The 16,743-nt window shown below is 71.2% G+C and carries 18 protein-coding genes and 1 tRNA gene; 8 read left to right on the forward strand and 11 right to left on the reverse strand.

Annotated elements, in window-relative coordinates:
* Window positions 1-63: 63 nt before the first annotated feature.
* Window positions 64-972 carry a thiamine-phosphate kinase gene (gene thiL, locus EXE48_RS08520; protein WP_137711220.1) on the forward strand — a complete coding sequence of 303 codons (909 nt, stop codon included), beginning with the start codon at window positions 64-66 and terminating at the stop codon, window positions 970-972.
* 288 nt (window positions 973-1,260) lie between these two features.
* Here the strand turns inward: thiL and EXE48_RS08525 are convergent, their stop codons facing one another.
* Both EXE48_RS08525 and gpmI read right to left on the reverse strand, forming a co-directional pair.
* Window positions 1,261-2,403, reverse strand: coding sequence for a thiolase family protein (locus tag EXE48_RS08525; RefSeq protein WP_053772696.1), 1,143 nt, complete (start codon window positions 2,401-2,403; stop codon window positions 1,261-1,263).
* Between the two features lie 63 nt (window positions 2,404-2,466).
* Window positions 2,467-3,990 carry a 2,3-bisphosphoglycerate-independent phosphoglycerate mutase gene (gene gpmI, locus EXE48_RS08530; RefSeq protein WP_137704419.1) on the reverse strand — a complete coding sequence of 508 codons (1,524 nt, stop codon included), beginning with the start codon at window positions 3,988-3,990 and terminating at the stop codon, window positions 2,467-2,469.
* 149 nt (window positions 3,991-4,139) lie between these two features.
* On the opposite strand from gpmI, the gene EXE48_RS08535 reads away from it, so the two are divergent.
* From EXE48_RS08535 to EXE48_RS08555, 5 genes are all read left to right on the forward strand, one after another.
* The gene (locus EXE48_RS08535) at window positions 4,140-4,799 is read left to right on the forward strand and encodes an ArsR/SmtB family transcription factor (RefSeq protein ID WP_053772698.1); all 660 of its coding nucleotides are present in this window, start codon (window positions 4,140-4,142) and stop codon (window positions 4,797-4,799) included.
* 117 nt (window positions 4,800-4,916) lie between these two features.
* Complete coding sequence (locus EXE48_RS08540) at window positions 4,917-5,837, forward strand: DMT family transporter (RefSeq protein WP_053772699.1); 921 nt, start codon at window positions 4,917-4,919, stop codon at window positions 5,835-5,837.
* A gap of 73 nt (window positions 5,838-5,910) precedes the next feature.
* Window positions 5,911-6,843, forward strand: a complete 933-nt coding sequence (gene lipP1, locus EXE48_RS08545; protein ID WP_137711221.1) for a LipP1 family hormone-sensitive lipase — start codon at window positions 5,911-5,913, stop codon at window positions 6,841-6,843.
* Between the two features lie 71 nt (window positions 6,844-6,914).
* The gene (locus EXE48_RS08550) at window positions 6,915-7,508 is read left to right on the forward strand and encodes a GNAT family N-acetyltransferase (RefSeq protein WP_053772701.1); all 594 of its coding nucleotides are present in this window, start codon (window positions 6,915-6,917) and stop codon (window positions 7,506-7,508) included.
* Between the two features lie 111 nt (window positions 7,509-7,619).
* A complete protein-coding gene (locus EXE48_RS08555; protein ID WP_137711222.1) occupies window positions 7,620-8,225 on the forward strand; it encodes a DUF7978 family protein in 606 nt (201 codons plus the stop codon).
* Between the two features lie 55 nt (window positions 8,226-8,280).
* Here EXE48_RS08555 and EXE48_RS08560 read toward each other — a convergent pair whose 3' ends face one another.
* Together EXE48_RS08560 and EXE48_RS08565 are read right to left on the reverse strand one after the other, a co-directional pair.
* On the reverse strand, window positions 8,281-8,733 hold the full coding sequence (locus EXE48_RS08560; protein WP_137711223.1) for an RNA-binding domain-containing protein: 453 nt from the start codon (window positions 8,731-8,733) through the stop codon (window positions 8,281-8,283).
* Window positions 8,730-9,344 (reverse strand): AAA family ATPase, encoded by a 615-nt coding sequence (locus EXE48_RS08565; RefSeq protein WP_053772704.1) that lies wholly within the window; start codon window positions 9,342-9,344, stop codon window positions 8,730-8,732. The genes EXE48_RS08560 and EXE48_RS08565 overlap by 4 nt, the downstream gene beginning before the upstream one ends.
* Before the next feature lie 100 nt (window positions 9,345-9,444).
* On the opposite strand from EXE48_RS08565, the gene EXE48_RS08570 reads away from it, so the two are divergent.
* A tRNA-Arg gene (locus tag EXE48_RS08570) sits at window positions 9,445-9,519 on the forward strand.
* A gap of 206 nt (window positions 9,520-9,725) precedes the next feature.
* Window positions 9,726-10,118 carry a DUF1648 domain-containing protein gene (locus tag EXE48_RS08575; protein ID WP_053772706.1) on the forward strand — a complete coding sequence of 131 codons (393 nt, stop codon included), beginning with the start codon at window positions 9,726-9,728 and terminating at the stop codon, window positions 10,116-10,118.
* A 45-nt stretch (window positions 10,119-10,163) separates the two neighbouring features.
* On the opposite strand, the gene moaA is transcribed toward EXE48_RS08575, so the two are convergent.
* The 7 genes from moaA to crtID form a co-directional block, all read right to left on the reverse strand.
* Window positions 10,164-11,168: a GTP 3',8-cyclase MoaA gene (gene moaA / locus EXE48_RS08580; RefSeq protein WP_121599617.1), complete on the reverse strand. Its 1,005-nt coding sequence runs from the start codon at window positions 11,166-11,168 to the stop codon at window positions 10,164-10,166.
* Between the two features lie 115 nt (window positions 11,169-11,283).
* Window positions 11,284-12,051 carry an MBL fold metallo-hydrolase gene (locus tag EXE48_RS08585; RefSeq protein WP_053772708.1) on the reverse strand — a complete coding sequence of 256 codons (768 nt, stop codon included), beginning with the start codon at window positions 12,049-12,051 and terminating at the stop codon, window positions 11,284-11,286.
* Between the two features lie 81 nt (window positions 12,052-12,132).
* Window positions 12,133-12,558: a universal stress protein gene (locus EXE48_RS08590; RefSeq protein WP_121563996.1), complete on the reverse strand. Its 426-nt coding sequence runs from the start codon at window positions 12,556-12,558 to the stop codon at window positions 12,133-12,135.
* A gap of 86 nt (window positions 12,559-12,644) precedes the next feature.
* Complete coding sequence (locus tag EXE48_RS08595) at window positions 12,645-13,202, reverse strand: diadenylate cyclase (protein ID WP_053772710.1); 558 nt, start codon at window positions 13,200-13,202, stop codon at window positions 12,645-12,647.
* Window positions 13,203-13,342: 140 nt separating this feature from the next.
* A complete protein-coding gene (gene cruF, locus EXE48_RS08600) occupies window positions 13,343-14,233 on the reverse strand; it encodes a bisanhydrobacterioruberin hydratase (RefSeq protein WP_053772711.1) in 891 nt (296 codons plus the stop codon).
* On the reverse strand, window positions 14,230-15,171 hold the full coding sequence (locus EXE48_RS08605) for a prenyltransferase (protein WP_121599619.1): 942 nt from the start codon (window positions 15,169-15,171) through the stop codon (window positions 14,230-14,232). The genes cruF and EXE48_RS08605 overlap by 4 nt, the downstream gene beginning before the upstream one ends.
* Complete coding sequence (crtID, locus tag EXE48_RS08610; RefSeq protein ID WP_137711224.1) at window positions 15,168-16,670, reverse strand: bifunctional phytoene desaturase/3,4-desaturase; 1,503 nt, start codon at window positions 16,668-16,670, stop codon at window positions 15,168-15,170. Before crtID ends, EXE48_RS08605 begins: the two co-directional genes overlap by 4 nt.
* Window positions 16,671-16,743 lie beyond the last annotated feature (73 nt).

Here is a 16,743-nt window from a genome sequence, read left to right on the forward strand (position 1 = left end):
GCGGTCGGCGGTCCCGCCGCCCGGACCGATCACTTATTGCCCTCGCCGCGCCGAGCGTCGGTAGTGAACGAACGCGACGCCCTCCGGGCCCTCGCGGCCGACCTCCCGCACGCGGGCGACGACGCCGCCGTCGTCAACGGAACGGTCATCACGACGGACATGCTCCACGAGCGGACCGACTTCCCGCCCGGGACGACGCGGTACACCGCCGGCTGGCGCGCCGTCGGCGCGTCGCTGTCGGACGTGGCCGCGACCGGCGCGGCCGCGCGCGCGGCTGTCGCCGTCTACGCCGACGAGGCGTTCGACCGGGACGAGCTCAATTCGTTCGTCGCCGGCGCGGTCGACGTCTGCGAGGCGGTCGACGCCGAGTACGTCGGCGGCGACCTCGACGAGCACACCGAGTTCACGACGGCGACCACCGCGGTCGGCGACGTGACCGAGGCCGGCCCCGTCACCAGGTCGGGGGCGCGGCCGGGCGACGCGCTCTGCGTCACCGGCGAGTGGGGACGGTCCGCGGCCGCGCTGCGCCTGTTCGAAGAGGGGGACGACGCGGCGGTCGAGCGCGCGAACGAGCTGTTCCGGTTCACGCCGCGGGTCGCTGACGGGCTCGCGCTCGCGGGCACCGCGACCGCGATGATGGACTCCTCGGACGGGCTGGCCCGCTCGTGTCACCAGCTCGCGGAGGCGAGCGAGGTCGGGATCGAGATCGAGCGGGACGCGGTGCCGGTCCATCCCGCCGTCGAAGAGGTGGCCGGGGGGTCGGCGGAGCGGTTCGAACTCGCCGCGCACTTCGGCGAGGACTTCGAACTGCTGTGTGCGGTGCCGGACGAGGATTTCGAGATGGCCGCGGAGGCGTGTCCGGCCGGCCTGACGCGGATCGGACGTGTGGTCGAAGAGCCCGAGGAGGCGCCGCGGGTCACGGTCGACGGCGATCCGCTACCCGACCGCGGCTTCACGCACGCCGAGGAGTAAGACACCGAGGTGCCGGCTGCTTTCCTATAAGAAACCGGCTGCCGACTGACGGCGAACGTCTTCGAAGCTCCGTCCGCGTGCCGCGCCTTCGATTCCCGCCGCGCACCGCACCGCGACCACACCTCACGCCTCCCCAGCCTCGTCGCTCGCTGCTCGCGGTTCCACCGCTCGCAATCGAGGTGCTCGCTTCGCTCGCACCGCTCGCGACACCCTCGCGGGCTGGCTCGCGGCCGCCGGGGGCGGCCGCTCGCAGGCGCGCCGCGGCGGAAAATCCGTCTCGCGGGTCGTCTACCGGATGAACTCGATCGCGGCGCCCTGCCCGAAGCCGACGCAGAGCGTCGCGAGGCCGCGCTCGGCGTCGCGCTTCTGCATCTCGTGGAGCAGCGTGACGGGGAGGCGCGCGCCCGAGGCGCCGAGCGGGTGGCCGATAGCGATGGCGCCGCCGTTGACGTTGTACTTGTCCTTGTCGACGCCGAGCTCGCGCCGCGAGTACTCGCACTGCGAGGCGAACGCCTCGTTGAGTTCGACCAGGTCGTAGTCGTCGATGTCCGTGCCGGCGCGTTCGAGCAGGCCGCGGGTGGCGGGGACCGGGCCGATCCCCATCACCGTAGGGTCGACGCCGGCGACCGCGTTGGTGCCGACCTCGGCGAGCACGTCGAGCCCGTGCTCCTCGGCGAAGGCCCTGCTCGTGACGACCGTGAGCGACGCGCCGTCGGAGATCTGCGAGGAGTTCCCGGCGGTGACGCTGCCGTCGCCGGTGAACGCGGGCGGCAGGTCGGCGAGCTTCTCGGCGGTGGTGTCCGGGCGGATCCCCTCGTCCTCCTCGACGAGCCCGTCCTCGGTCTCGACGGGGACGATCTCGTCGTCGAAGCGGCCGGACTCGGTCGCCTCGGCGGCGCGCTGGTGGCTGCGGGCCGCGTACTCGTCTTGCGCCTCGCGGCTCACGTCGTACTCCTCGGCGACCTTCTCGGCGGTCATCCCCATCTGGAGCTGGAAGAGGTTGTACCGCTCCGAGAGCTCGGGGTGGAGGTGCTGGTAGGAATCGCCGTCCATCGGGACGCGGCTCATGTTCTCGACGCCGCCGGCGATGATGCAGTCGCGGTTGCCCGCGGCGATCGCGTCCGACGCCGAGATGACCGCCTGCATCGAGGAGGCGCACCAGCGGTTGATCGTGGTGGCGGGCACCGACTCGCCCAGCTCCGAGAGGAGGGCGATGACGCGCGCGACGTTGTTGTCCTGCTCGGTCCGCTGCTGCGCGACGCCCCACATCAGGTCGTCGACGTGGTCGCTGGTCAGCCCGGTCTCGTCGAGCGCGTGGTCGATCAGCGTCGTCGAGAGGTCCTCGCTGCGGACGTCCTCGTAGACGCCGCCGTCTTTCCCCTGCGGCGTTCGGTAGGCGGCCGCGATCACCGGCGTGGTCTCGTCTGTCATGAAAGATAGCAGGACAGACGCCGTATTAAAACGCCGTGGAACGGGTGGGAATCGCTCCGAAGTTTATCGTTTATTCGCGAGCAGGCTCTCGCCGGTCATCTCCGCGGGTTGGTCGCGGTCCATCAGGTCGAGGAGCGTCGGCGCGATGTCGCAGAGCGAGCCGTCCTCGCGGACTCTGCGTCCCCCGTCGTCGCCGTCGGGCGTCAGGTAGACGAACGGGACCGGGTTGTACGTGTGCGCGGTGTGCGGGTCGTCGGCCGTGCCCATGTCGTCGGCGTTGCCGTGGTCGGCGGTGACGACCGCGTGCGCGCCGGCGTCGTCGACGGCGTCGAGCAGCCGGTCGAGCTGTTCGTCGACGGCCTCGACGGCCTCGACCGCCGCGTCGAAGTCGCCGGTGTGGCCCACCATGTCCGGGTTCGCGTAGTTGAGGACGAGCAGGTCGGGGTCCTCCGAGGCGATGGTCTCGACGGCCTCGTCGGTCACCTCGGGGGCGGACATCTCGGGCTGACGGTCGTAGGTGGGCACGTCCGGGCTCTCGACGATGGTGCGGATCTCGCCGGGGAACTCCACCTCGCGGCCGCCGTTGAGGAAGTAGGTGACGTGGGGATACTTCTCCGACTCCGCGATGCGCAGCTGGGTGCCGCCCGCGTCGGCGACGACCTCGCCGATGGTGTTCTCGGGGATCTGCGGCGGGAACGCGACCGGGAACTCGAACGTCTCGTCGTACTCGGTCATCGTCGTCATGCGGACGTCGGGCTGATCGAGGTCGAACTCCCACGCCGGCCGGGTGCCGGTGAGCATCCGGACCAGCTGCCGCGCGCGGTCCGCGCGGAAATTGAAGAAGATCACCGCGTCCCCGTCTTCGAGGGCGGGCTCGCCGGCGACCAGCGTCGGCTCGACGAACTCGTCCGTCTCGCCGCGGGCGTGGGCCTCCTTCGCGGCCGCGACGGCGCTCTCGGCCTCGTGGGGCGCCGCGCGGGAGACGATGGCGTCGTACGCCTTCCTCGTGCGCTCCCAGTTCTCGTCGCGGTCCATCGCGTGGTACCGCCCCGTCACGGTCGCGACGTGGCCGGTCCCGCGCTCGTCCGCCTTCGCGGTCACGTCGGCGAGGAACCCGTCGGCGATCTCCGGGGCCGTGTCGCGCCCGTCGGTGAACGCGTGGCTCGTCGCCGGCACGCCCGCGTCGGCGGCGGCGTCGATCAGCGCGAGCAGGTGCTCCACGTCGGAGTGGACGCCGCCGTCGGAGACCAGTCCCATGAAGTGGACCCGGCCGCCGGTCGAGTCGGCGTGATCGAGCGCGTCCGCGATCGCGTCGTTGTCCGAGAGCGACCCCTCGGCGAGCGCGTCCGTGATCCGCGTGTACGCCTGCTTCACCACTCGCCCGGCGCCGATGTTGAGGTGGCCCACTTCCGAGTTGCCCATCTGTCCCTCGGGGAGCCCCACGCGGCGCCCGTGGACGACGAGGCGGCCGTCCGCCCCGCGCTCCGTCGCCGCGTCGAACGTCGGCGTGTCGGCCGCCTTCACCGCGTCGCGGCGGTCGTGGTCGCCGAGCCCCCAGCCGTCGAGGATAACGAGTGCCGTCTCCATACTCCCGCGTGCCGCCCGCGGGGTAACTACCCTTCGGTGGGCGGCGTCTCGCCGCGCTCCCGGCGGGGCCGCTCCCTCGGTCGATCCGCGCCCGGCGCGCCCGTCACCGGAAGTCAACCTTTTATCCGCCCGACGCTAACCACACGTTAATGGACTCCGCGGTACTGCTCGATCTCCTCGGTAACGAGAACCGCCGGCGCATCCTCCGGCTTCTCGCCACCAAGCCCTGCTACGTCACGGAGATCTCGGAGTACCTGGACGTGAGCCCGAAGGCGGTGATCGACCACCTGCGGAAGCTGGAGGAGGCCGGCGTCGTCGAGTCGACCACGGACGACCAGCGGCGGAAGTACTTCCGGATCGCGCGCAGCCTCCGCCTGGAGGTGAGCGTCTCGCCGTACGGCTTCGGCGCGAAGAGCGCGTACCCGGCGAAGAACAGCCTCGACATGTCCGGGCGCTGTCCCCACCTCTCGATCGAGGCGCCGGACGGGTCCGGCTCGACTAGCGACCTCGCGGAGCTCGCGGAGGAGTTCGCGCGCCTCCAGGACCTCGACCGCGAGCTCTCGCTCGCCCAGCGGTGGGTCCAGGGACGCGTGGAGGACGCCCTCGCCGAGATCGACGAGCGGCTCGGCGGGCAGGCCGACAGCCGCTTCTTCGCGGCCGTCATCGCCGCGGTCGTCGAGACCGACGGCACCCCCGCGGCGGTGGCCGACGAGGTCGGCGCACGGGAGTCGACGGTCGAGAGCGCCCTCCGACGGCTCTCCGACGTGGGGGTCATCGCCCGCGACGCAGACGGGTACCGAGTGCGCTGACGGTCGGCCGTCCCCCGAACCTCGGCTGCCGCCGCGTCGTCCGAGCCATTGGTCGTCCGAGCCAGCGAACCGGACCGCTTCCGGAAGCCTTTGGCCCGGTCCGGGAAGAGGGCCGACGTGAGCCGTCTCAGAAACCTCTCGCTGTTCCTCGTCCTCGCCGCCGTTTGGGGCTCGGCGTTCGTCGCGATCAAGGCGGGGTTGGCGTACTTCCCGCCGGTGCTGTTCGCGGCGTTCCGGTACGACGTGGCGGGCGTCGTGATGCTCGCGTACGCCGCGTACGCGGTCGACGACCCCGTCCCGCGCGGCCGCGACGCGTGGCTGGAAGTGGTTTCCGGCGCCGTGTTCATCATCGCCGCCTACCACTCCTTCCTGTTCGTCGGCGAGACGGACCCGGCGGTGACGAGCGCCGTCGCGGCCGTCATCGTCAGCCTCTCGCCGCTTTTGACCACCGTCTTCGCCCGCGCCGTCCTGCCCGCGGAGCGGCTGACCGCCGTCGGGGCGCTCGGCCTCGCGATCGGACTCGTCGGCGCGGTCGTCCTCGCGAACCCCGACCCCGCGAACCTGACGAGCGGCGGCACGGTCGCGAAGCTGCTCGTCCTGCTCGCGGCCGCCTCCTTCGCGCTCGGCTCGGTGCTCTCCCGGGCCTCCGAGGCCGACATCGCCATCGAGACGATGGAGGCGTGGTCGATGCTGCTCGGCGCGGGACTCACCCACCTCGTCTCGGTCGCGCTCGGCGAGTCGGTCGCCGACGCGGTCTGGACGACGGAGTCGCTGCTCGCGCTCGCGTACCTCTCGGTCGTCGCCAGCGGTATCGGCTTCCTCATCTACTTCCACCTGCTCGACCGGCTCGGGCCGATCGAGATCAACCTCGTCTCCTACGTCGCGCCGGTGTTCGCGGCCCTCGTCGGATGGCTCGTCCTCGACGAGGGGATCACCGCCACGACGGTCGCCGGCTTCCTCGTCATCTGCGTCGGCTTCGCGCTGGTGAAACGCGACGCGCTCCGCGAGGAGCTGCGGGCCGCCGGCGTGATCGGGTAGGCGGGTCGACGCCCCTGGGATCCCGCCGCCCCCGCCGCAACCGTCTTGTCGACGGCCCGACGACTCCCGCGTCGTGAGCGCCGACCAGATCGATCCCCAGGCGAAGCGCGCGGCGACGCGACAGTCGCGGATCCCCCTCCCGCACGGAGGCTACAAGCTGAAACTGCTCCGGCTCCTGACGGACCCCCTGTCGCGGCTTCAGAACCTGAATCCGCCGAGCGTCGGCGCGACGGAGTCGGTGGCTATCCCCGGCCCCGCCGGCGACCTCGACGCGCGGCTCTACCGCCCGGCGGGCGACCCGCCCTATCCGACCGTCGTCTTCTTCCACGGCGGCGGGTTCGTGCTGGGGAGCGTCGAGACCCACGACTGGCTTTGCCGCCACCTGACACGGGAGAGCGAATGCGCGGTGCTGTCGGTCGAGTACCGGCTCGCGCCCGAGCACCCGTTCCCGGCCGCCGTCGAGGACGCGTACGCGGCCGTCGAGTGGGCCGCCGAGTCGACCGCGGCCCTCGGCGGCACCGGCGACATCGCGGTCGCGGGCGACTCGGCCGGCGGCAACCTGGCCGCCGTGACGGCGCTCATGGCCGCCGAGCGGGACGGGCCCGCGATCGAACGCCAGGTCCTCCTGTACCCCGGGATCGGCGTCGACCCGGAACAGGAGTCGGTCAACGAACACGCCGGCGTCGTCCTCTCTCGCGAGGACATCGAGTGGTTTTCCGCCGCGTACTACCGGAGCGAGATTCACCGCCGGAACCCGTACGCCGACCCGATCAACGCGGGGGACCTCTCCGGCGTCGCGCCCGCGACCGTCGTCACCGCGGGCTTCGACCCGCTCCGCGACGGCGGGAGGGCGTACGCGGAGCGGCTGGTCGCGGACGGCGTCGCGACGCGGTACGAGAACTACCCGGCGATGGTCCACGGGTTCATGACGATGCGAGACGTCGACCGGGCCCGCGACGCGATCGCGGACGTCGGCGCCGACCTCGCCGACGCGCTCGACGCCTGACGACGGCCGACCGTGACAACCGGTCGCAGGCCGCCGGTGGAGTTTATCCGTTCGCCGCCGTCGGCGTCGGTATGTTCCCCGAGACCATCGAAACCGACCGGCTTCGCTTGGAGGCGCGGCGTCCCGAGGCGGTCGACCTCGACGAGTGCTACCGGATCTGTTCGTCGGACCCCGGCATCGACGAGGTGACCGAGTACGTCACGTGGGACCCCCACGAGACGAAGCGGGAGACGCTGGAGTTCCTCGAACGCGGCCGCGAACGGTTCGAGGACGGCGAGGCCGCGACCTACGTCATCCGCCCGCGCGAGGGCGAAGACGGCGCCGGAGCGATCGCCGGCTTCGGCGGCTTCGACGTCGACTGGGAGAAGCGGACCGCGAACCTCGGCACGTGGCTTCGCAAGCGCTTCTGGGGCCGCGGCTACTCGGGCGAGCGCGCCGCCGCGCTCGTCGAAGTGGCGTTCGACGACCTCGATCTCGACGTGGTCGCTGTCGGCCACCTCCCCGAGAACGAGCAGTCGCAGCGGGCGATCGAGAGGTACGTCGACCGCCTCGGCGGGCGGCGCGAGGGGCTGTTACGCAACCACATCACCTTCGCCGACGGCAGCGTCCACGACGAGGTCCGGTACACGATCTCGCAGGCGGAGTGGCGTGAGGCGACCGCGTGATTCGACCTGGGATTTCGGCGTAAATAACACACAGAACGCGTGAAACGCCGTTTTTTCTTCGATCGCCCCGACCCAACAAACACTTACCGCGCCCGAAACGATACCGGGCGCATGTCTTCGGCATCCACCGGCGGAACGAGCGCGACGGGCGGAGAACAGAGCCTCGCACGCGGGGCGGTCTTCGGAGCGGTCGCGGGCGCTGTGGCCTACGTCCTCGGCTACCTGGTCACGTACGTGACGCAGAGCGGGCGGGTCGAGGAAGGACTCTCCGGGATCAACTTCTTCGCCGACCTGTTCGGCGGCGAAACCATCTCCGTCTGGCGCGGCGTCGGCTGGGTGTTCTACAACGCGCACTTCGTCGACGTGGAGGTGCCGTCGCTGATCGGCGCCGCGCAGTCGGTGAGCTTCATCGCCGAGAGCGACGGCGGGTTCACGTACCTGTACGTCGTCCCGCCGCTGCTGCTGCTCGTCTCGGGCGTCGCGATTGCGCGCGCCGCGGGCGCGGCGACGCCCGTCGGCGGCGCGCGGTTCGGCGCGCTCGCGACCGCCGGCTACCTCCCGCTGGCGCTGATCGGCGCGTTCCTGTTCCGATACGCCGTCGGCGACGGCGGGAGCGTCGCCCCGACGCTCGTCACGGCGGTGCTGCTCGCGGGGATCGTGTACCCGGCCCTCTTCGGCGCGGTGGGCGGCGCGGCGGCCGGGGCGACGGCCGAGTGAGCCCGGCGCGGCGGCCGGGGCGACGGCCGAGTGAGCCCGGCCCGGAGCCGACCGTTCAGTACGCCTCGTCCTCGGGGTCGAAGCGGTCGCCGTACTCGCGGACGGGGTCGACGGGCTGTCCCTCGTCGGTCTCGGGCGCGACGTAGTCGATGAACGACTCCACGTCCGGCTCGCGGACGCGGACCTCCACGTCGATCTCGCCCAGCTCGTCCGGCTCGCCGACCGCGAAGTTGACGACGCCCTCGAGCGCCGCCTGCTTCTTCAGCGAGAAGGCGAACCCCTCGTCTGTGCGGTTCTGCCGGAAGACGCGGCGGGCCGTGTCGAGGATCTCCTGCTCGTGGAGCACGTCGGAGAACGCGTCGAGGCTGTGCGTCTCGGCGACGAGCCGCCCGTCCTTGTGGGCCGGCTCGGCGTCCGGGAAGACGTTCGCGACCGCGTCCGCGACCCGGTCGGTCACCTCGGTGTCGTGGACCGGCGCCTCGATCCGGACGTCGACGCTGTAGATCACGCGCCGTCACCTCCGGCCTCGGCCGCCTCGGCGCCGCCGTCGGAGCGATCCGACCCCCCGCCGTCGAGGCCCAGCACCTCGCGGACGCGCTCGCGGAACGCCGCGAGGCTGTCGGTGTTGTCGATCTCCACGTCGGCGCGTTCGAGCGTCTCGCCGAGCCCGAGGTCGATCTCGCGGGCGTCGCGCTCGCGCAACGCCGAGAGGTCGGCGTCGGAGTCGTCGCGACCGCGCTCGCCCAGCCGCTCGGCGCGGAGCTCGAACGGCGCTCGGATCGCGACGAGCGTGAAGTCGTCGCCGAACGCCTCGCGGAAGCGGTCGAGTTCGACGGTGGAGCGGAGTCCGTCGACCAGGACCGTCTCGTCGCGGTCGCTCTCGGTCGCCGCCTCCCGGATCCGCGGGAGCGTCCGCGCGGCGATCGCGTCGTCGCCCTCCTCCTCGCGGAGCGCCTGCGCGATCCGCCCGTGGTGCTGCGCCGGGTCGAGGTCGCGGCGGCGGCACTCGGCGCGGATCACGTCGCCCATGACGACGACGGGGATGCCGGCCGCCTCGGCCACGTTCGCCGCCTCCCCCTTCCCGCTACCGGGGAGGCCGACGGTTCCGATGACGTTCATTACCGGCGGCTACTCCGCTCGCGGACTTAGGTCTGCTGTTGGCCCGCCGACCGCGCGAACCGCGGGCGTTTTTTAGACACGGGGGATCAGGAGACGATAGGGGCACGTAGCTCAGCCAGGATAGAGCGTCGGACTTCTAATCCGATGGTCGTGGGTTCGAATCCCACTGTGCCCGTACAGCGACGAGCGAACCGGCACGCAGGGAATTCGAACGCTATCAGTCGCGCGCAGCGAGCGAAGCGAGCGAGCACGTCTGATTTCAGTTCGAATCCCACCGTGCTCGTGACATCGCTGAACGGAATCAAGCGCGCCGAGTGACGGAAGGCGGCGTTCGTTTCGCGCGAATAACGTATTTATTCGGTGCGGCCGTCACCTGTTCACATGAACCCTCCAGCCAGGTTCCTCGCCCGTCAGAAGACTGTCGCCGGCCTCGTCGTCGCCGCGCTGTTGGCGCTCGGGATCGCGCTGTACGGCGCGCTCCCGGACCAGATGGCGATCCACTGGAACGCGGCCGGCAACGCTGACAGCGTCGTCGGGAAGCCGATCGCGATCCTGACGATGCCCGCGGTCGTCGTGTTCATGAGCCTGCTGTTCGAGATCACCGACGCCGACGTCGGGGAGCGGATCGTCGGCTCGCTGGCGATGCTGCTGTTGCTCGCGGTTCAGGTGATGGCGTTCGGCGTGAACCTGGGGTACAACGTCCCGATCGTTCCGATCACCCTCGCGCTCGCCGGCGGGATGGTGGCGGTGGCCGTCTGGTTTGAAATGCGATAGGCCGAAGGACGTGACCGGCCACCGGGCGGAGCGCGGGCTTTCGTCTCAGTCCGCCGCGGGCGGCGTTCCGAGGTACTTCTCGTTCAGCTCGTACTCGCCGTCGTCGCCCTCGATCAGGTACTCACCGTAGTACGGAACCCGATTGGCCACCACCTCCTCGAACGTCTCGGCGATCTCCGCGCGGGTCATCTCGCCCATCGACCGGAGGTCGTCGTTGCGGTTGAGACACCCCTTCAGGTACCCCTCGTGGGTGACGCGGACGCGGCCGCAGTTGGCGCAGAACTCCTCGTTCTCGACGGGGTCGACGATCTCGACCATCCCGCCCGTCGCGTCGTCGCTCGCCTCGCCGACGAAGTAGCGCTTCCGGTCGTGCATCTCGCGGTGCTCGACGCGGTCCGCCTTCCCGGCGAGCCAGTCGTGGACGCGCCCGATGTCGACGTTCCACTCGGGCCTGCCGGTCAGCTCCGGCATGTACTGGATGAGCTGGAGCTGGAGCCCCTCGTTGTCGGCGACGTGCTCGACCATCTCCTCGACGTAGCCCGCGGTGTGCGTGAACACGACCATGTTGAGCTTCACGGGGTCGAGCCCGGCGTCGACGGCGGCCTTGACGCCCTCCAAGACTTTCTCGTAGGCGCCCGACTTCGTCACCTCCGCGAAGTCGTCGGGGTCGAGCGCGTCCTGCGAGACGTTGACGCGGTCGAGCCCGGCGGCCTTCAGGTCCGCCGCGCGTCCGGGGAGAAAGGTGCCGTTCGTCGTCATCGAGACCTCCATCGAGTCGGGCGTTCGCTCGATGATCTCTTCGAGGTCTTGGCGGAGCATCGGCTCGCCGCCGGTGAACTTCACGGCGTCGACGCCGTACCCCTCGACGACCTCCAGGAAGCGGACCACGTCGTCGGCGCTCATCTCCGACTCGCTCGGCTCCATCGGCCCGCGCGTGTCGCCTAACCCCTCGTTGTGACAGTAGACGCAGTCGAAGTTACACCGGTCGGTGAGCGAGATACGGACCCCCGTCACCTCCCGTCCGAAGTCGTCCGCGAGTGGGCCGGCCATGAGGGACGGGAGCCACTACGCGCGCTTAAATATCCGGGTCGAACGTGCGGGTGCGTAACACTCCGCGGTTACGTCGCGCCCGCGACGCCGCCGATCGCCGGTTACGATTCCGGCCTCAAAGCGACACGCGTAGGCCGTCCGCCGCGACCCGCACCTCGCCGTCGAAGCCCGCGTCGCGGACGCCCTCCGCCATCTCGCGCTCGCGGCCGCCGGTGTGCGGGTAGAGGTGCGAGAGGAGGAGCGTCCCGACCGTCGCGCCCGCGAGGGACTCGCCGAGGCTCGTCGGCGTCGGGTGGTTCGACACGTCCACGTCGTCCGGGAACGAGCAGTCGTGGACGAGGCAGTCGGCGCCGTCCGCGAACCGCGCCATCCCCGCGAACGCCTCGGTGTCGCCGGAGAGCGCGAGGGGGCCGTCGCCGGGCGCGGCGTCCGAACTCGGCGGCGAGAAGCGGTAGGCGAACCCGTCCATGGAGTGGCGCGTCTCGCGGGCGGTCACGTCGAACCCGCCGGCGGTGAACGACCGCGCCGCGGACACCTCGCGGACGGCGAGGTCGATCCGCCCGTCGAGGTAGTCGTGGACGTCGAGCAGGTCGTCGACGAGCGACTTCGTGCCCGCGGGGCCGACGACTTCGAGGTGCTCCTCGCCGGCGAGCCAGCGCGCCTTCACGAGCGGGAGGAGGTCCGCGACGTGGTCGAGGTGGTGGTGCGTGAGGAGGACCGTCGAGGCGCCCTCGTAGCCGGTGTCGGTGCCGGCGAGGCGCCCGAGGACGCCGCTGCCGCAGTCGACGAGCAGCGAGCGGTCGCCGTCGTCGAGGAGGTACCCGGCCTGCGCGCGGTCGGGGACCGGCATCGCGCTGCCGGACCCGAGCACGGTGAGTTCCATGCCGACGGGTCGCGGCGCCACCCACCTAACTGGCTCGGACGGGCGCCGACCGGCCCCGGCCGGTCGCGGTCGGTCGAGGGGTCACTTGATCAGGAACACCGGCACCGACGCGTCGTCGGCCACGCGGTCGGAGACGCTGCCGAGGGACTGGATCCGCTCGCGGGGGGACTTCCCCTCCGGGCTCATCACGATCACGTCGATCCCGGCCTCGTCGGCGTAGTCGACGATCTCCGTGTCCGGCGTCCCGTACGCGACGTGGGTCTCGGCGTCGAGGCCGGCCTCCGCGGCCGCCTCGGCGACCGCGTCGACCGCGGCCTCGCCCTGCGATTCGAGGTCCTCGACCACGTCGTCGTGGAGGTCGCCGGAGTTGGCGGCCGCGATCCGCTGGTCGACGACGTACAGCGCGTGGAGCGTCGCGCCGTGGTCGGTGGCGAGTCGGATCGCGTGGTCGAGCGCGCGGTCGACGGCGTCGCTCCCGTCGGTCGGCACGAGAATGTCGTCGTACATGCGTCGCCGTTCGCCCGGCCGGGGCTTAACGGTGGGGCCTCGGTGTCGCCGTCCGGGATCGCTCCGCGGTCGGGGGCCGGGTCGCGCTACTCGCCGCGCCAGCGGCCGCCGATCTCCTCGCGCCGCATGCTGTTCGCCTCGCCGTCGCGGAACACGCTGACGCGGCCGGTCTCCTCGCTCAGCGTCACGGTCGCGACGACCTCCGGGCGCACGGAGGTCTCGATGGCGCTCATGTGGCGCGACCCCATCCACGGCTCGTAGCTCACGTCGTCGACGAGGTCGGCCTCCTCGTCGCGGGTGCCGAGGTCGCGGAACCGGACCATCTGACTCTCGATGCCGCCGTCGACCGCGACCACCACGCCGCCGTCCTGCGCGACGCTCACCGACTCGGCCGCGGACGTGAGTGCGTCCTCCTCGAAGACGGACGGACAGGTGTCCCGCGGCCAGCGGTTGTCGCCCATCGGGTCCGCGTACGCCCCGTAGTCGCTGTCGCCGATGACGGCGAAGTAGAGCCCCGGCCCCTTCACGTGGGGTTCGTCCCACCCGTCGAAGGCGACGCCGACGTGCTCGGCGCAGTAGGTGAGTCGGTCGACGACCTCGCACACCCGCCCGTGGTCGCCGTAGTCGATGGCGAGGTCGTTCATCGCGTTCGCGCCCCTCGGTTCCGTCGTCCGCCGCTGTTGCCGCCGTCGATCACGCTCGACCAGATGGGACACCGGTATTTAAGCGCAACAGAGTCGGCCCGGGGCGGCTCGCGACCCTGACCCGCGGCGACGCCGGCCGTTCACGACCCGCGCCACTGGGTGAACAGCCGCGTGTCGAACCGGTCGGCGCGGAGGAGGCCGACGCCGAATGCGGCCGCGACCGCCGCCGGCAGGAGGTTCCCGAACCAGAGGTTGATCCCGCCCCAGAGGATCACGAAGCTCACCATGTCGTCGAGCATGAACTCGCAGTCGCGGAGCCGCTCGCGGACGCCGACCGCCGCGAAGGCGCGGTCGAGCGTGACGACGGCGACGACCGCCGACAGCACCCAGCCGGCGTAGTTCGAGAGCGGGACGCCGTAGAACGCGCCGCCGCCGAAGTCCCAGAAGCCGAGCGACACCGCGCCGGGGTCCAAGACCACGTCCATCGCGACGACGACGGGGATCACGGTCGCCAACCGGACCCACACGCTGTCGGCGCGCGGGCCGAGCAGGAGCAGGCAGAGCAGGTAGGCGTTCATCACGAGCGGGATGAAGAAGACGGGGAGCGCGACCGGGACGCCGGCGAGCATCGGCCCGAGGTCGACCGTGTACGCGAACTCCCCGTACGGCCACCCGGTCGCGACGCCGACCGACTCGATGAGGTACGTGTACGCGGTCAGGACGCCGATCCAGCCGAGCGCGCGGCGGTCGACCGTCGGCAGCACGCCGACGACCAGCGGCGAGCGCATCACGATCACGCCGAACAGCACGAACCACGGGTGGAACGCGAACGGCTCTGGCACCCAGCCCTCGGCGCTGCCGACGAGCGCTACCGCCCCCACGAGCGGGAAGACGACCGCGATGGTGAACCGGTTCTCGCGGACGAGACGGTCGAGCAGCGCCTCGGCCTCGCGGCGCGTGTCCGGCGCGCGCTCGCGGAGCGCGTCGAGTCCGGCGGCGGTCGAGGTCCCGCCGGGCGAGCCGTCGGTCACGGCAGCGCCTCCCAGAGCGGGTACACCCGCCAGAGGCCGCCCATCGACAGCAGCGTGCCGACGACGGTGTTCAGCGCCGGGAACCACCAGTAGGCGCGGTCGACGGAGACCGACGAGCGCGCGACCCACGCGACGAAGACGGGGTACACGCCGAGCAGGGCGCCGAGCCTGGCGTCGACGGCCCAGAACCCGGCGGCCGCCGCGGTCCACGCCGCGAAGCAGTAGGCGTACGTGCGCCCCTCGCCGAGCAGCGTCGCGGTCGTGTCGATCCCCGCCGCGCGGTCCGGTTCGATGTCGGGGATGGCGGAGAACGTGTGCATCCCCATCGTCCAGAGCCACGCGCCGGCGAGCGCCGCGAGCGGCGGGTGCGCCCCCGCGACCGTCGCGTACGCCGCCGCGCCCGGGAGCGCGTACAGGCCGTTCGACAGCGAGTCGAGGAACGGCGTCGTCTTGAAGCGGACGGGCGGCGCGCTGTACCCGACGGCCAAGACGAGGAAGCCGAGCAGGTACGGCCACGCGACCCGCGGCGTGACCGCGAGCGTCGCGAGCCCCAGCGCGCCGGACGCGGCGACCGCGGCGACCACGGGCCGACTCCCCTGCCAGCGCGCCTCGCGGCCCTCCTTCTTGGGGTTCAGCTCGTCGATGTCGGCGTCGAACACGTCGTTGACGCCGTAGAGGAACACGTTCGCGGGAACGAGGAAGTAGAGGGCGAGCGCGACGGTGACGGGTGTGAACAGCCCGCTCACGGCGTCGATGCCGTAAGTGACGCCGACCGCGACCGGCCCGGCGAGGTACAGCCAGAAGCGCGGCCGGGACAGCACCAGCAGGTAGCGGAGCCCCTCGCCGCCGCCCCCGGCGGCCCGGGACTGCTCGTCCTCGACGGACCGGGGCTGGCCCTCTCCGGCGGATCGGTTCTGGTCGCTCACGGCGGGGATCACACGTCGTCGTCGGCCATCGCTTCCGCGGTCAGCCCCCCGCTGATGAGGCACATCGGGACGCCGATGCCGGGCGTCGTCGTCGATCCCGTGAAGTAGAGCCCGTCGACCGCGTCCGAGACGTGCGACGGGCGCAGCAGCGAGGTCTGCGTGAGGGTGTGCGCCAGGCCGAGCGCGCTGCCCGCGTAGCTGTTGTACCGGTCCGCGAAGTCGTCGACGGAGAACGTCTCCTCGACGACGACGCGCCCGCGCAGGTCCGTGCCGGTGTTCTCCGCGATGTCGTCGATGACGAGGTCGCGGTAGCGGTTGCGGATCTCCGGGGTGTCGGCCAGCCCGGGCGCGATCGGCACGAGCGCGAAGAGGTTGCTGTGCCCCTCGGGCGCGACGGTGTCGTCCGTCTTGGAGGGGACACAGAGGTAGTAGGCGGGGTCGTCGGGCCACTCGGGGTCGTCGAATATCTGCGCGAAGTGCTCGTCCCAGTCGGTCGGCAGGACGAGCGTGTGGTGTTCGAGGTCCGGCACGTCGCCCTCGACGCCGAGGTACAGCAGGAACGCGGAGGGGGCGTACGTCCGCGACTCCCAGTACTCCTCGGTGTACTGCCGCTTGTGCTCCGGGAGCAGCTCCTGCTCGGTGTGCGCGTAGTCGGCGTCGGAGACGACGCGGTCGGCGAGGTAGCGCTCGCCGCCCTCGGTGTCGACCGCGAACGCGCCGTACCGGCCCTCGATCCCCGTCACCTCGGCGTCGGTGACGAACTCGACGCTGAGGTCGTCGGCGAGCTCGACGATGCCGTCGACGACGGCGCCGATCCCGCCGTCGGGGTAATAGACGCCCATGTTGTAGTCGACGTGGCTCATCAGGTTGTACAGCGCCGGCGTGTTCGTCGGCGAGCCGCCGAGGAACACGAGCGTGTACTGCATCAGCTGCTGGAGCTTCGGGTGGTCGAAGTAGTCCTCGACGTGGCCCTGCATCTTGCCCAGCAGCGAGAGTCCCCACGAGTAGCGCATCACGTCCGTGTCCACGTAGTCGCGCAGCCGCGGGCGGTCCTCGTACACGAAGTGCTCCATCCCGATCTCGTAGGTCCGCTCGGACTCGGCCAGGTACTCGTCGAACGCCTCGCCCGCGCCCGGCTCGTACGACTCGAATATCTCCTTGTTCTTCTCGCGGTCCGGGAGCACGTCGACCTTGTCTCCGTCCTTCCAGAACACGCGGTAGTGCGGGTCGAGCCGCTCCAGTTCGTAGAACTCGTCGGGCGACCGGCCGAAGTGGCCGAAGAACCGCTCGAAGACGTCCGGCATCAGGTACCACGACGGCCCCATGTCGAACCGGAAGCCGTCGACTTCGAGCCGGCTGGCCCGGCCGCCGAGCTGCTCGTTCTTCTCCAGCAGCGTGACGTCCGCGCCGGCGTCCGCGAGGTAACAGGCCGTCGAGAGGCCGCCGAATCCGCCGCCGATCACGACGACGGACTCGCCGGCCACGCCGTCGATGTCCGGGACCACGTCCATACGCGATTCTAAGAGCGGCGGGGGTATAAATCCGGCCAGACGCGTCGGGGATCGCACCTCGTCGCGTCGAGAC

It is taken from the genome of Halorubrum sp. ASP1 (genome assembly GCF_005435135.1).
In the GTDB taxonomy this organism is placed as follows: Archaea; Halobacteriota; Halobacteria; order Halobacteriales; family Haloferacaceae; genus Halorubrum; species Halorubrum tropicale.